Source organism: Amycolatopsis coloradensis, from assembly GCF_001953865.1.
GTDB classification, from domain to species: domain Bacteria; phylum Actinomycetota; class Actinomycetes; order Mycobacteriales; family Pseudonocardiaceae; genus Amycolatopsis; species Amycolatopsis coloradensis.
On record NZ_MQUQ01000020.1, the window covers coordinates 178,487 to 193,538 of the forward strand.

Annotated in this window: 12 protein-coding genes; 10 read left to right on the forward strand and 2 right to left on the reverse strand. The window is 69.9% G+C overall.

Features of this window, described 5'->3' with window-relative positions; translation table 11 throughout:
• Positions 1–33 precede the first annotated feature (33 nt).
• The 4 genes from BS329_RS33390 (at position 34) to BS329_RS33405 (ending at position 5,129) form a co-directional block, all read left to right on the forward strand.
• The gene (locus BS329_RS33390; protein WP_076166628.1) at positions 34–381 is read left to right on the forward strand and encodes a winged helix-turn-helix transcriptional regulator; all 348 of its coding nucleotides are present in this window, start codon (positions 34–36) and stop codon (positions 379–381) included.
• A 64-nt stretch (positions 382–445) separates the two neighbouring features.
• Complete coding sequence (gene ndk, locus BS329_RS33395) at positions 446–856, forward strand: nucleoside-diphosphate kinase (protein WP_020629465.1); 411 nt, start codon at positions 446–448, stop codon at positions 854–856.
• A 56-nt stretch (positions 857–912) separates the two neighbouring features.
• Positions 913–1,656 (forward strand): maleylpyruvate isomerase family mycothiol-dependent enzyme, encoded by a 744-nt coding sequence (locus BS329_RS33400; protein WP_076166170.1) that lies wholly within the window; start codon positions 913–915, stop codon positions 1,654–1,656.
• 110 nt (positions 1,657–1,766) lie between these two features.
• Positions 1,767–5,129, forward strand: a complete 3,363-nt coding sequence (locus BS329_RS33405; protein WP_076166173.1) for a phosphodiester glycosidase family protein — start codon at positions 1,767–1,769, stop codon at positions 5,127–5,129.
• 59 nt (positions 5,130–5,188) lie between these two features.
• Here the strand turns inward: BS329_RS33405 and BS329_RS33410 are convergent, their stop codons facing one another.
• The gene (locus BS329_RS33410; RefSeq protein WP_076166175.1) at positions 5,189–6,205 is read right to left on the reverse strand and encodes a M14 family zinc carboxypeptidase; all 1,017 of its coding nucleotides are present in this window, start codon (positions 6,203–6,205) and stop codon (positions 5,189–5,191) included.
• A 117-nt stretch (positions 6,206–6,322) separates the two neighbouring features.
• On the opposite strand from BS329_RS33410, the gene BS329_RS33415 reads away from it, so the two are divergent.
• From BS329_RS33415 to BS329_RS33425, 3 genes are read left to right on the forward strand one after another with little or no spacing between them, the layout of a single operon-like run.
• A complete protein-coding gene (locus BS329_RS33415; RefSeq protein ID WP_076166178.1) occupies positions 6,323–7,237 on the forward strand; it encodes an ABC transporter ATP-binding protein in 915 nt (304 codons plus the stop codon).
• Positions 7,237–8,052 carry an ABC transporter permease gene (locus tag BS329_RS33420; RefSeq protein WP_076166181.1) on the forward strand — a complete coding sequence of 272 codons (816 nt, stop codon included), beginning with the start codon at positions 7,237–7,239 and terminating at the stop codon, positions 8,050–8,052. Before BS329_RS33415 ends, BS329_RS33420 begins: the two co-directional genes overlap by 1 nt.
• A 1-nt stretch (position 8,053) precedes the next feature.
• Positions 8,054–8,881, forward strand: a complete 828-nt coding sequence (locus tag BS329_RS33425) for an ABC transporter permease (RefSeq protein ID WP_076166184.1) — start codon at positions 8,054–8,056, stop codon at positions 8,879–8,881.
• Positions 8,882–9,088: 207 nt separating this feature from the next.
• On the opposite strand, the gene BS329_RS33430 is transcribed toward BS329_RS33425, so the two are convergent.
• The gene (locus tag BS329_RS33430) at positions 9,089–10,519 is read right to left on the reverse strand and encodes a S8 family peptidase (RefSeq protein ID WP_076166188.1); all 1,431 of its coding nucleotides are present in this window, start codon (positions 10,517–10,519) and stop codon (positions 9,089–9,091) included.
• A 528-nt stretch (positions 10,520–11,047) separates the two neighbouring features.
• Here BS329_RS33430 and BS329_RS33435 point away from each other — a divergent pair.
• From BS329_RS33435 to rpmA, 3 genes are all read left to right on the forward strand, one after another.
• Positions 11,048–14,170: a translation initiation factor IF-2 N-terminal domain-containing protein gene (locus BS329_RS33435; protein ID WP_076166191.1), complete on the forward strand. Its 3,123-nt coding sequence runs from the start codon at positions 11,048–11,050 to the stop codon at positions 14,168–14,170.
• 167 nt (positions 14,171–14,337) lie between these two features.
• On the forward strand, positions 14,338–14,652 hold the full coding sequence (gene rplU, locus BS329_RS33440) for a 50S ribosomal protein L21 (protein ID WP_005158538.1): 315 nt from the start codon (positions 14,338–14,340) through the stop codon (positions 14,650–14,652).
• A 38-nt stretch (positions 14,653–14,690) separates the two neighbouring features.
• Positions 14,691–14,948 carry a 50S ribosomal protein L27 gene (gene rpmA, locus BS329_RS33445; RefSeq protein ID WP_003067129.1) on the forward strand — a complete coding sequence of 86 codons (258 nt, stop codon included), beginning with the start codon at positions 14,691–14,693 and terminating at the stop codon, positions 14,946–14,948.
• Positions 14,949–15,052: the final 104 nt, after the last annotated feature.

Consider the following 15,052-nt stretch of genomic DNA (forward strand, 5'->3'; position numbering starts at 1 on the left):
TTGCCGGGTACCGACAAAGAGGTAAGTGTGACGATGACCAGGAACCGCACGTTCACCTGCGGGCTCGACGCCGCGATCGCCGTCATGGGCGGAAAATGGAAAGGGCTCATCCTGTTCGCGCTCCAGGACGGGGCGCTGCGCTTCGGGGAGCTGCGGCGCGCGGTGCCCGGTATCAGCGAACGGGTCCTGATCCTGCAACTGCGTGGGATGGAGGCCACCGGACTGCTGCGTCGCGAGGTGTACCACCAGGTTCCGCCGAAGGTGGAGTATTCGCTGACCGCGTTCGGGGATTCGCTCAACACCGCGATGGCCGCACTCGGGGAGTGGGGCGAGGAACACATCGAGCGTATCGAAGCCATTCCCTGGTCCGACGTGAAGTGACCGGCGATGCACCCAGTAGGCTCCGGGCGAATAGCACGAAACCCACCCAAGGAGAAACACCGTCGTGACTGAACGCACGCTGGTCCTCGTCAAGCCCGATGGCGTCGCGCGCGGCCTCGTCGGCGAGGTCATCTCGCGCATCGAGCGCAAGGGCCTGAAGCTCGTCGCCCTCGAACTGCGCACCGTCGAGCGCTCGGTCGCCGAGGAGCACTACGCCGAGCACAAGGAGCGCCCGTTCTTCGGTGACCTCCTCGAGTTCATCACCTCGGGCCCGCTGGTCGCGCTCGCCGTCGAGGGCCCCCGCGCCATCGCCGCCTTCCGCCAGCTCGCCGGCGGCACCGACCCGGTCGAGAAGGCCACCCCTGGCACCCTGCGCGGCGACTTCGCCCTGGAGACCCAGTACAACCTGGTGCACGGTTCGGACTCCCCGGAGTCGGCCGAGCGCGAGCTCAAGCTCTGGTTCCCCGAGGTCTGACACACTCGTGGACGGCGCGCGATCTCCGCGCCGTCCACGAACCTGGGGGTTTGTCGATGACACCGGACGAGTACCTGGCACGGCTGCGGGAGCTGACGGCCGGTTTCGCGCAGGTGGCGCGCACCGGGGACCACACCGCGCCGGTGCCGTGCTGCGGCGCTTGGCTCCTGCGTGATCTGGTCGTCCACCTCGGGAACGTGCATCGCTGGGCGGCCGGGATCGTGCGCACCGGCGACCCCGGTCCGCAGCTTTCCGAAGTCGAACCGGACGCGGATCTCGCCGCCTGGTACGGCGATCGCGCGGACGGCCTCATCGGGGCGTTGCGCGAGGCCTCGCCGGACGACGGCGCCTGGAACTTCACCGCCATCGCCAAGACCAAGGCCTTCTGGTTCCGCCGCCAGGTCCACGAGACCGCGGTGCACCTGCTCGACGCGCACCGCGCGGCCGGGACCGAGTACATCCTCGACCCGTCCATCGCCGCCGACGGCGTGGACGAGGTCCTCATCGGCATGCTGCCGAAGGTGAGGCGCTGGCACACCCCGCCGGTGGTCACCGTTCCGCTGCTGCTGAAGACATCCGACACCGGACACGCCTGGTTGATCACACCACCGGGCGAAGACGGGATCCCCGGTTCGCGGCGGGCCGAGCCCGCCGAAACCGCGGAAGCCGTCGTCGAAGGGCCCGCGGAAGGCCTGGATCTGCTGCTGTGGCAACGGGTCGGGCTCGCCGGATCGGGTCTCGGGATCACCGGTGACCTCGCGGCGGCCGAGACCTTCCTCGCCGGGCCTTTGACCCCCTGATCTTCGGCGCCCTACGCCGTTCGGTTCACGTTCACCTCGGGGTCTTCTCCTGGCGGCTCGCGTCCGCTGTGCTGACCTGAGCCGCCTGTCACTCGATCGTGGGGTATTTCGTGAGAAGATCACGCCTGGTATTGCTCGCTGCCCTGCTGCCCGGATTGGTCGTCGCCGCACCGGCGGCCGCCGATCCGCTGGCCGCCCCGCTCGGTCCCGCGCCCGTCGAAGCCGCCCCTGCGGCATCCTCGGCGAAGGAGGGCCCCTCCGCGTACGCCGTGGCCGCACCCGACGACGGTCTCGTCACCACCAGCGCGACTTCGCGCGTGGCGCCAGGCCTGAGCCTCACCGAGTTCGACCGCTACGACCCGGCGGGCTGGATCCGCGGCGACACCCTCGCCGTCGATCTCACCAGCAAGACGCTCAAGCCGACGTATCTCAGCCCCGGCACGGTTTCCGCGCGGACGCCGCTCTCGCAGCAGGTCGCCGAGACCGGGGCGGTCGCCGGGGTCAATGGCGACTTCTTCGACATCAACGCGACCGGAGCGCCGATCGGGGTCGGCGTCGACGCCGGGAAACTCCAGACGGCGCCCGCCCGCGGCCACAACCTGACCGCCTCGATCACCGAGGAGGGCAAGGCGCGGCTCGCGGAGGTGTTCCTCGAAGCGTCGGTCACCTTGCCCGACGGCAAGATCGTGCCCGCGTCGAACTTCAACAGCCCGGTCCTGAGCGGGAACGCGATCGGCGTCTACACGCCGCTGTGGGGGGCGGCGTCGCGGCGGACTTCGGTGGCGGGCGCCCAGCACGTCGTCGAGATCGAGCTCCGGGACGGTGTCGTCACGCAGGTGCGGCCGCGGCCCGCGGACGGCCCGATCGCCGCCGGTGCGACGGTCCTGCTCGCCCGTGACGGCGGTGTGGATTCTTTGTCCGGCTTGAAGTCCGGCGACCGGGTGGGCGTCGCGTACGCGCCGAAGAGCGACGCGGGCAAGCTGTCGGTCTCGATCGGCGGGAACAAGATCCTGCTGCGCGACGGCGCTGTCCAGCCGGTCGACAACGTCGCCATGCACCCCCGGACCGCGGTCGGGTTCTCCGCCGACGGCACGAAGATGTGGCTGGCCACGGTCGACGGCCGCCAGGCCGACAGCCGCGGCATGACGGAACTGGAACTCGCCCGGCACCTGAAGTCGCTCGGCGCGGACGACGCCATCAACCTCGACGGCGGCGGCTCCTCGACCATGCTCGCCCGCGAGGAAGGCGAGAGGGCGCCGCTGGTGCGCAACTCGCCGTCGGACGGCGGGGAACGCCTGGTACCCAACGGGATCGGTGTCACCACCGTGCCAGGCAGCGGACGCCTCACCGGGTTCTCGCCGCGTCCCGCACAGGACACCGCCGACGCGACGCGGGTGCTTTCCGGGCTGACACGGAAACTCACCGCCGGCGCGCACGACGAAACCGGTGCCGCCGTCGAGGCTTCAGCGCGATGGATCAGCACGAATCCCTTCCGCGGCACCGTGACCGACGGCGTCTTCACCGCGCACGCCGACCGGTTCCGGCCGGACGCGCCCGCGAACGTCGACGTTCTCGCGAAGCGTGGCGGTGTCCTGGGCAAGACGACGCTGAACGTACTCGGCTCGCCGGTCCGGCTGGGTACCAGCACCGAACAGGTCGCGCTGTCCGGCGAAGGCGCGAAGAGCACGTTCAAGGTGTTCGGTTACGACGCCGACGGCTACGGCACGTGGATCGAGCCCGACGACGTCAAACTCGACTACGACCCCGCGGTGGTGCGGATCGAGCCGACCGGCGACGGGTTCGCGGTCACCGCGCTGAAGGCGTCGGGTGCCTCGGCGATCACCGCGACCGCCGGCGGGAAGGCGACACACCTCGCGGCGTCCGTCGGCACGGAATCCCGGGTGGCGGCGTCTTTGGACGGCCCGGCGGGCTGGTCCGCCAGTGTCTTCCCCGCCGTCGTCGGAGCCGCGCTTTCCGAGGCCCCCGGCCGTGAAGGCGGACGTGGGCTGGCGCTGGACTACCGGCTGAACGGGACCAACGCCACGCGCGCGGCCTACCTCAACTCGGCGGCGCCGATCGCGGTGCCGCCCGGCACCCAGCGGGTCGGCCTGTGGGTCAACGGTGACGCGAAGGGTGCTTGGCTGCGGGCGGAACTCCGCGACGCCGCCAACGTTCCGTCCATTGTGGACTTGGCGCTGAGTGTCGACTGGACGGGCTGGCGTCACGTCCGCGCGGCGATCCCGGCCGGACTCCCCGACGGGCAGCGGCTCACGAAGTTCTACGCCGTCGAGAACGTCCCGGATCAGCAGTACGAGGGGCGGCTGGTCTTCGACGACCTCACCTTCGAGGTCGCGCCCGCGGCCGCTGTCCCGGCCGATCCGGCGCCGCGCGACCCGGCCCTGATCACCGACGGCACGGCGACCGGCGGACCGCGGATCGCCGTGGTCAGCGACGCGCAGTTCACCGCCGACGACCCGAACGGCCCGCTGGTCGCCCAGGCACGGCGGGCGCTGCGCGAGGCGGTGGCGGCGAAACCGGATCTCGTGCTGATCAACGGTGACTTCGTCGACCGCGGCACGACCGCCGATTTCGTACTGGCCCGGTCGATCATCGATCAGGAACTCGTCGGCAAGGCACCCTGGTACTACGTGCCGGGCAACCACGAAGCCGATGGCGGGCACGGGATCACCGAGTTCAAGGCGGCGTTCGGGGAGACCCACCGCGTCGTCGACGTCGCCGGGATCCGCCTGGTACTGATGGACTCCTCGCGCGGATCACTGCGCGCGGGCGGGTTCGACCAGATCCGGATGCTGCGCGAGGCGCTCGACGGCGCGAAGACCGACAGGCGTGTCCGCGGCGTGGTCGTCGCGATGCACCACCCGGTCAAGGACCCCAGCCCCACCGGGAACTCGCAACTGGCCGACCGCAAGGAAGCCGCGATGCTGACCGGCTGGCTGACCGCCTTCGAACGCGAATCGGGGAAGCAGGCGGCCGCGATCGCTTCGCACGCGGGCGTCTTCAATCTGTCGCGTGTGGACGGTGTGCCGTATCTGGTGAACGGCAACTCGGGGAAGTCGCCCGCGGCGGCCCCCGGTGACGGCGGTTTCGTCGGCTGGACGATGGTCCGGTTCGAGCCGGGCGACAAGGCGCAGCCGGTGCGGTTCGAGACACGGCCGAACGTCGACGCGCTGACGCTGTCCGGGCCCTCGTCGCTGGCGCGCGGGGAGAAGGCGGACATCCGGGCCGTGGTCGCGCAGGGAGCGCGTCAGGTTCCGGTGTCGTACCCGGTCAGCGCGGACTGGAAGGGCGGCCGGGGCACGCACGTCGCCGACGGTTTCCTGCCCGCGATGCCGTGGGACGTCGCGTCCTTCGACCCGGGGACCGGAGTGCTGACCGCGCTGCGGCCGGGAGTGGCGAGCCTCTCGGTCACCGTCAACGGGGTGACGCGGGCCCTCTCGGTCACCGTCCGCTGATGTTATGAACGGACCTTTCATAACAAAATTTGTTATGAAAGGTCCGTTCATAACAACCGTCAGGCGGCTTCGTACGCCTCTTCCACCGTACCCGGCAGCGCCGGACCACGCGGCGGGATCGCGTCGGCCTTCGCCGGGTCCACCTTCCGCACCGAACCGTCGGCCGCGGTCTTCGCGATCGCGAGCATCGAGGCCAGCGCGTCCTGGATCTGCTGCTGCTCCCGCTCCGGGATGAGGCTCAGTTCGATCAGCACACTGCCGTTGCCGAGCAGCCCGTACCCGTTGCGCGCGATGCCCTGGTAGTCACCACCGGGGTATTGCGAGACGTAGCCGCCGTTACCGTCGATCGACCGCTGCACCACGACCGCGATCTGCTTCGCGAAGTCCACATCGGACGGTTTCACGCCCGGATGCGTCGGCCACAGCGTCGAAGCGGTGATCTCCTTGCCGTCAGCGTCCCGGTACCGGCCCTGCATGTGGTAGTCGACCATGATGTCCGGGTTGAACGACGCGTTCCGCCGCTGGATCAGGCCCGCCTCGGTGGCCGGGTTGTCCTTGGGCGCGACGGCCGGGTCGTGGTACCGGTTGATGTCGTAACCCTTGCCCTTCTCGCCGTACTCGGGAGTGGCGTCGGGGTCGTGGTTGTAGCGCCAGTCGCGCTCGTGTCCGTCCGGATTGGCGCGCACGACGATGTCGACGGTCACCTTCGAGAGCAGATCCCGCTGCCATGCGCCGTGTTCGACGCCGACCTTGCGCAGGAACTCCAGCGCGGCGGGCGTGCCGAGCGGCTCGTCGCCATGCTGCTGGGTGACGTACTGGATACGCGTCTTGCCGTGGCCGACCCTGGCCGCCCACACCGGACGGCCCTCGTTGCTGCGGCCGATGCCGCTCACCCGGATCTTGCCGTGGCTGAGCAACGCCAGCTTGTGCAGTTCGAAGGCGAGCTTGCCGGTGGACGGACGCGGGTCGACGGTCCGGCCGTCCACAGTGGTCTCGGCCGCCTGGGAAGCGGGAGCCACCAGCAGCCCGGCACTGACAAAAACGGACAACAAGGCGATTCGGGACTTGAGACTCATGGTCGGTGAGTATCGACCAGCCGCGACCGTCCAACAAGGGTCGGTTAAACCGGTCGAATTTTGTCGGTGGCAGGTCCTAGGGTGCCTACCGTGGGTGACTCAGAGCACGAACCGGCGATGGTGCAGGCGAAGGCGTTGGTCAAGCGTTTCGGCGACTTCGAGGCCGTACGCGGGATCGACGTCGAGGTCCGCCCGGGGGAGGCGTTCGGCTTCCTCGGGCCGAACGGCGCGGGCAAGTCCTCCACCATGCGGATGATCGCGAGCGTGTCCCCTCGCAGCGACGGTGACCTGCGGGTCCTCGGCATGGATCCGGACGTCGAGGGGCCGAAGATCCGGGCCCGGCTCGGGGTCGTGCCACAGCAGGACAACCTGGACACCGAACTCACCGTCCGCCAGAACCTGCAGATCTACGGCCGCTACTTCGGGCTGTCCCGCTCGCACGTGCGGAGCAAGGCCGAGGAGCTGATGGAGTTCGCCCAGCTCACCGACCGGGCGGAGGCGGAGGTCGATTCGCTCTCCGGCGGGATGAAGCGGCGGCTGACCATCGCCCGCTCCCTGGTCAACGACCCGGAACTGCTCCTGCTCGACGAGCCGACGACGGGGCTGGACCCCCAGGCCCGGCACCTGTTGTGGGACAGGCTGTTCCGGCTCAAGGCAGGCGGGACCACCCTGATCATCACCACGCACTACATGGACGAAGCAGAGCAGCTGTGCGACAGGCTGGTCGTGATGGACAACGGCCGCATCGCCGCCGAAGGCTCGCCCGCCGACCTGATCAGCCGGTACTCCACTCGCGAGGTCGTCGAACTGCGCTTCCCGAACGGCGAGCAGGAGGCGGCGGCGAAGCAGATCGAGGGCCTCGCCGAACGCGTCGAGGTCCTGCCGGATCGCGTCCTGCTCTACACGATGACCGGCGAAGCCACCCTCGAACAGGCGCACACGCGCGGGCTGCGTCCGCTGTCGAGCCTGGTCCGCCGCAGCTCGCTGGAGGACGTCTTCCTCCGCCTCACCGGCCGGACGCTGGTGGACTGATGACCACGACGAAGACGAAGGCGTCCACGGGCCGCGTGGTCTCGTCCTGGGCGGGCGCGTGGCTGCGGGTCGAGGGCCACTGGATGTGGTACCGCCGGTATTGGCTGTCCACGTTGTATTCGACAGGCCTGCAACCGGTGCTGTTCCTGGCCGCGATGGGCCTCGGATTCGGCTCGCAGGTCCAGGCGGGTGCCGCGACAGGCGGGTTCTCGTACCTGGAATACGTCGCCCCCGCGCTGCTCGTCGCCGGCGCGGCGCAGCTGGCGGTGGGGGAGTCCAGCTATCCGGTGCTGTCGGGGTTCAAGTGGCAGCAGGACTACGTGGCCGTCACCGCCACCCCGATCACCCCGGGGCAGGTGCTCGGCAGCCAGATCATGTGGGTGAGTCTCCGGCTGACCCTCGCCGGGTCGATCTACGCCGTCATAGCGGCGCTTTTCGGCTCCTGGACGAGTTTCGGCGTGCTCGTGGTCATCCTGATCGGCGTGCTCACCGGCATCGCCTGCGGCACCCCGGTGATGGCGCTGGCCGCCACCACCTACGACGAGGGCACCCGGTTCGGCCTGGTGTTCCGGTTCGTCCTGATCCCGATGACGTTGTTCTCCGGTACCTTCTTCCCGATCTCGCAGCTGCCGGACCCGCTGATGTGGATCGCCTGGATCTCCCCGCTGTGGCATGGGAACGAGGCCGCGAGGGCGATCAGCCTCGGCACCGTCGGCCCACTCGCCACCCTGGGGCACCTCGCCTTCCTGGTCGTGCTGGCCGGAGTCGGCTGGGCGCTGGCGCACAAGTACTTCTACCGACGGCTGGTGGTCTGAAGTGGCTGTTCTCACCGAGCCGCCGAGGCGCGGGGTGCTGCTGCGCATCCTGCCGTCGGCGCTGTACAGCGGCCGGTCCACGGCGGTGCTGGAGCGGACTTTCCTGACCTATTCGCACGCCTGGATGCTGTTCGTGTCCGGCGTCTTCGAGCCGCTGTTCTACCTGATGGCCTTCCAGCTCGGCTTCGGCAAACTCGTCGGCGAGGTCGTCGGCCCCGGCGGCCAGGTCATGAGCTACGTCGCCTTCGTCGCGCCCGGGCTGCTCGCGGCGTCGGCGATGAACGGCGCGATCCTCGACTCCACGTACAACCTGTTCTTCAAACTGAAGTACGCGAAGCTGTACGACGCCATGCTCGCCACCCCGATCGGGCCGCTGGACATCGCGCTCGGCGAGGTCGGCTGGTCGGTGTTGCGCGGCGGGATCTACTCGGTCACCTTCCTCGGCGTGATGACCGCGATGGGGCTCAGCGGATCCTGGTGGGCCGTGCTGATGATCCCGGCGGCACTGCTGATCGCGATGGCGTTCTCGGCCATCGGGATCGTGCTGGTGACCTTCCTGCGGTCGGTGTCGCAATTCGACTACATCAACCTCGTGCTGATGCCGCTGTTCCTGTTCTCCACGACGTTCTACCCGCTTTCGGTCTACCCCGAGGCTGTCCAGTGGATCGTGAAGATCTTCCCGCTCTACCACGGGATCGAGCTGATGCGCGGGCTCTCGGTCGGCGTGCTGTCGTGGGGGATGCTCGGGCACGTGGCGTACCTGCTGGCACTGGCGGCCGTCGGGATCTACGCGTCGTCGAAGCGATTCGGCAAGCTCCTCCTGCGCTGATCCGTCGCGCAGGGCAGAGGTGGCGTCGGTGAGGGGTGTGTGGATTTCGGGTCATCCAACGCCCCGAAACCCACACAGTGAAGGACACGGTCCGGCACCCCGCCCGGACACGACACTTCGCTTGCCGCCGAAGTCCCCCGCTCGGCCCTTGCGGCGTCGCGAAGGTCCAAAGCGGCCGCAAGTAGAGGACTACTCGCGACGGCGCACTCACCGGGCCGGGTTCGGCCCCGTCACCCTCGGCGCCACCGCGGCCAGCGCGTCGACCATCCCGTGCCCGTAGAAGCCGTTGAACCCCGCGTACCCGGTGCAGTACGCGTCCTGCGAGCCGTCGCCGGTCAGGTCGTAGTCGGCGGGACACGCGATCGGCGTCGCCTGCGCGTCCAGCGTCCGCTTCAGCTGGCGGGCGCCGTAGCCGGGATGCGCCGAAGCGAGCAGCGCCGCGACACCGGCGACGTGGGGCGCGGCCATCGACGTCCCGCACAGCGGCGCGTACCCGCCGGGAACGGTCGAAAGCACACACCGCCCGGCCTCGCCGCCGGGTGCGGTCACGTCGATCACGCTCAGCCCGTACGAGCTGTAACCGGCCTTGACCCGCTCCGCGCTCACAGACGACACCGCGACGACGTCACGCAGGCCGGCGGGCAGCGCTTGGCAGCCGTCGGCTCGGACCCTGACCCCCGAGCGTGGCGACGGCACCAGCCCGACGGCTTCGTTGGTCGCCGCCGCGACGTTGAGCGTGCCCGCCGAGGTCGCGTACTCGACGGCACGCGCCATCACCTCGTTCACCACACCCCGTTCGTCGGCGTGGGCGCACGAGAGCGACGACGGGTCGACGAAGTAGCTGCTGTTCGTCACGGCCATACCCTGTGAGGCTGCCCACATCAACCCGCAGACGGCGGCCTCGGGGTCGGCGTACCCGCGGTCGTCGATCACCTTCACCGAGGCGATCCGCACGCCGGGCGCCACCCCGGTGACGCCCTTGCCGTCGTCGGCCGCGGCGATGATCCCGGCGACATGGGTGCCGTGCGCCGACGTCGTCGCGGCCCAGTTCCGGTCGGGTGCGCCGGTCAGGCAGCCCGCGGACTTGTCGGGGTCGAGCGCGGTCGTCAGGTCGGGATGGGCCTCGTCGACGCCGGAGTCGAGGACGCCGACGACGACGTCCCGGCTGCCCCGTTCGATCGGGTGGGCCTTGTCGGCGCCGATCGCGCGCATGTCCCACTGCTCGCCGGTGCGGTCGGCGGAGGGCACCTTCGCCGGATCCGTCGGTTCGAGTTCGGCGCGGGAGGGGGCGGATCTGGCCGACGGGGTGCCGTTGGCCCGGTGCACCGCCAGCCGCTCCGCCTGCGCGCTGAAGGCGACGGCGGGCCGGACCAGGTCGGCGAAGTCGCGGTCCGCCGAGGTCGCCACGGCCACCGCGATCTGCGGATAGTAGATCGTGGTGCTCCCGCAGCCGCCGGTGATGGCCGCCCTGGCCTCGGCTTCGGAGGTGCCCCGGTCGAAGGCGACGACGTACCGCAGCGCCCGGCTCTCGGGATGGCACGATGGCACCGCCTCGGCCGTCGCGACAGCGGCGACCGAACCGCAGAGCACCGTGAAGGCGCACACGGCCGCTCGCAGGGACCGCCCCAGCAGGGACACCGGACCTCCCACCGGAGAACAGAGGGACCACGAGGGGCGCCGCGGCCTGGGCATCGGCACCCCCCGAGCGGCACGCTAGCCACCCTCGGCCGGGTCGACAAGCTCTCGCGCGAAGTTCGCTCGGCCGGTGGTCGCGGCGCGCCCGGGAGTCAGGCCTGTGGCACCGAGTACACCGGAGTGGGGCCGGGGTGTGGGATACTCGCGTTGGCCGCTGGCCGACGGGCACACGTGAGAGGTGGCGCTCGCGGTCTCGTGGCCCGGTGGTGTGCTGCACATCCTCCACACGCGTCGCTGCTTCACGCGGCTCGACGACGTGGCGGGCGGCCCGATGTCGCGAACGTGGCCAGCGCTCCGCCGAGCAGACCTTCAGCCGTATGCGGCGCCCGGGCAACCCCGGCGCCGTCGCGGTGCCGGGCAAGGATTCCCGCTGCTGGTGACCACCACGGCGGAACGAACAGAAAGGGGCCCCTGCGCGGCCGCGTCGAGCCGGTGTGAGCCAGCCGACGCGCCCGGGGGCGGAGGAGATATATGTCGAACGCGGACACACCCGCCGTCACCGGCGGGAATACCGCCACACCCATCGCAGGTCAGCTGGCCGAGCTGCCGCCCCGGATCCGGGTGCACGCACTGGCGAAGCTCCTGGGTTCCAACAGCCGTGAACTGATGACCAAGCTCGGTGAGCTCGGCGAGACCGTCCGCAGCGCGCAGTCCAGCGTCACCCGCGATGTGGCCGTCAAGCTCGCCGAAGCCCTCTCCGGCGGAGACGAGCCCGAGACCACCGAAGCGGCTCCCGCCGCTGAGGCGCCTGTCGAAGAGACTCCGAAGGCTCCTGAGCCCGAGGTCAAGTCCGAGGCCGAGCCGGAGCCCGCTCCGCAGGTGGAGGCGCCTTCGCGGCGTGTTCCGCCCGCGCTGGCCGCCCCGGTGACCCCGGAGCCGCCGCAGCGGACGACCCGCCCGTCGAGGGCGGCCGTGCACGTCCCGGTGTTCGCGGCGCCGTCGCCGGTGTTCCTGCCGCCGGAGCCGGTCGCGGCGAGGCCCGCGCGCAAGTCGGAGCCTGCCTTCACGCAGACCGAAGAGCCCGCCTCCGACGAGGACGAGACGCAGACCGACCAGTCCGATCGCCAGGACGGTGACGACGACGGTGACGACGCCAACGGCCGTCGCCGTCGCCGCCGCGGCCGTCGCGGCCGTGGCCGGGGCAAGGGTGGCGACGAGAACTCGGCCGAGTCCGAGAACGACGACGAGCAGCCCGAGCCCCCGCGCGGCCGTCAGCCGCGCGGCAAGGACCGGAACGACAAGAACGAAAAGGACACCGACGCCGAAGAGGCCGAGTCCGAGACCGCCGAAGAGGCGTCAGCCGCGGCTGATTCAGCCGAGGCCGATTCGGACAACGACGGCGATTCCGACAACGGCAGCAAGCGCCGCCGTCGCCGCCGCCGTCGCAAGGGCGGGGACGACGACAACGCCGAGGCCACCACCGACGACCCACCCAACACGGTCGTCCACGTGCGCCAGGCCAAGGCCGCCGAGGCCGAGCGTCCCGCCAGGGACGAGGTCCGCAGCGTGCGCGGCTCGACCCGGCTCGAGGCCAAGCGCCAGCGCCGCCGGGACGGTCGTGAGGCGGGCCGCCGCCGCGCGCCGATCCTGTCCGAGGCCGAGTTCCTCGCCCGCCGCGAGTCGGTCGAGCGCACCATGGTCGTCGCCGAGAAGGGTGAGTCCACCCAGATCGGCGTGCTCGAGGACGGTGTCCTGTGCGAGCACTTCGTGACCTCGTCGGGCACCGGCTCGATCGTCGGCAACGTCTACCTCGGCCGCGTGCAGAACGTGCTGCCGTCGATGGAGGCCGCCTTCATCGACATCGGCCGCGGCCGCAACGCCGTGCTCTACGCCGGTGAGGTCGACTGGGACGCCGCCGGTCTCGAGGGCAAGGCCCGCAAGATCGAGCAGGCGCTCTCCACCGGCGACTCCGTGCTGGTCCAGGTCACCAAGGACCCGGTCGGGCACAAGGGCGCCCGGCTGACCACGCAGATCTCGCTGCCGGGCCGCTTCCTGGTCTACGTGCCCGCGGGCGGCGCCACCGGCATCTCCCGGAAGCTCCCGGAGAACGAGCGCCGTCGCCTGAAGGACATCCTCAAGCGCATCGTCCCCGAGGACGCCGGTGTGATCATCCGCACCGCCTCCGAGGGCATCAGCGAGGAAGAGCTGGACCGTGACGTCCGCCGCCTCAAGGCGCAGTGGGACGTCATCAAGGAGAAGGCCGGAACGGGCAACGGCGGCAAGAAGAACAGCGCCCCCGTCATGCTCTACGAAGAGCCGGACCTGCTGGTCAAGGTCGTGCGCGACCTGTTCACCGAGGACTTCGCCAAGTTGGAGATCCAGGGCGACAAGGCCTGGGACACCATCTACAACTATGTGCAGCACGTGGCGCCGGACCTGGCCGACCGGGTCAAGCGGTACACGGGTACCGGTTCGGCCTTCGCCGACCACCGGATCGACGAGCAGATCACCAAGGCACTGGACCGCAAGGTCTGGCTGCCCTCGGGTGGGTACCTGGTCATCGACCGCACCGAAGCGATGACGGTCATCGACGTCAACACCGGCAAGTTCACCGGATCGGGTGGCAACCTCGAGGAGACGGTGACCAGGAACAACCTGGAGTCGGCGGAGGAGATCGTCCGCCAGCTCCGGCTCCGGGACATCGGCGGCATCATCGTCATCGACTTCATCGACATGGTGCTCGAATCCAACCGCGAGCTGGTGCTGCGCCGCCTGACCGAATGCCTCGGCCGGGACCGCACCCGGCACCAGGTGGCCGAGGTCACCTCGCTGGGCCTGGTCCAGATGACCCGCAAGAAGATCGGCACCGGGCTGCTCGAGGCGTTCTCGACGCCGTGTGAGCACTGCAAGGGCCGCGGTGTGGTCGTCTCGACCGAGCCGCAGCGCACCGCCGGCGGCGGCAACGGCCACAGCCACGGTGGTGGCAGTGGCAGTGGCAGTGGCAGTGGCAGTGGCAGTGGCGGCGGTAAGGAGCAGCAGGGCGGCTCCCGCCGGTCCCGTGGCCGCGGCAAGAGCGAAGACCAGGGCCAGAACGAGCCCGCGGCGGCGAAGACCGAGGCCCCGCCGGCTTCCGGTCAGCGTGAGTCGGTGGTTTCGGCGGTCCACGCCGTGGCCAACGCCGCCGCCAAGGCGGCCAAGGGTGAGCACCCGCACGAGGTCACGGAGAACGTCGAGAGCGCCGCGCTCAACGGCCACGCGCCACAGGCGGCTGAACAGCCCGCAGAGCCGGCGAAGGAAATTTCGGAGCCCATTTCCGAGGCGACCGTCGAGCAGGCGGCCGAGGCGGCGGCTGAGCCGGTTTCCGAGCCGGTCGCCTCGGCGCCCGCGACCGAACTCGCCGGTGAACCGGTGACGACTTCGGACGACGAGGCCCCGGCCGTGCGCGAAGAAGAGATCTCGGTCGTCGGGGAATCGGGCCCGAAGCCCGAAGCTCCCGAGGTGCCGGTGACGCCTGAGGTTGTTGCGGCAGAAGAGGTTTCCGAGCCCGAGGTGGACGTTCCGGCCCCGGCCGTGCGCTCCACCACCCGCCGCCGTCCGCGACGGGCGGCTTCGCGCCCGGCGGGTCCGCCGGTCGAGGCGTCGGAAAAGAGCTAGTGAACACCGTGAGGCACCCCGGTGTGATCGCACCGGGGAGCCCCACGTAACCTGTAGAACGGCCCGCCACCTAAGGCGGGCACCTTGCGCAGACCCTGGACCGCCGAGAGAGATCCGGTGGGCCGGTCACGCAAGCCCCACCCGTTGTCGAGTAAGCAGGAGCTTCCGTGTCGGCGTACGCGATCGTCAAGACTGGCGGCAAGCAGTACAAGGTGGCCGTCGGCGACGTCGTCGAGGTCGAGAAGCTCGAAGGCGAGCCGGGCACCGAGCACACCTTCCCCGCGGTCCTTTTTGTGGACGGTGGCGACGTCACCACGGACGCCGACGCGCTGGCGAAGGTCTCGGTCACCGGCAAGGTCGTCGAGCAGACCAAGGGTCCGAAGATCCGGATCCACAAGTTCAAGAACAAGACCGGCTACCACAAGCGCCAGGGTCACCGGCAGAAGCTGACCCGCGTCGAGGTCACCGGCATCTCCAAGTAGGACTTTCTCCGGATCTTCGTCAGAAAGAGGATTGAGCCATGGCTCACAAGAAGGGTGCGTCCAGCTCCCGCAACGGTCGCGATTCGAACGCGCAGCGACTGGGCGTCAAGCGCTACGGCGGCCAGGAAGTCAACGCGGGCGAGATCTTGATCCGCCAGCGTGGCACCAAGTTCCACCCCGGCGTCAACGTCGGCCGTGGCGGCGACGACACGCTGTTCGCGCTGGCCGCCGGTGCGGTCCAGTTCGGCGAGAAGCGTGGCCGCAAGACGGTCAACATCGTGCCGTCCGAAGCCTGAATTTCGGCTTCGAGTTAGAACCTCTGACGAGGGGTGGGGCCGGAATATCCGGGCCCACCCCTCGTTTGTTTTATGTATCCCTTTTCGCGAGTGAATAGAGGCAA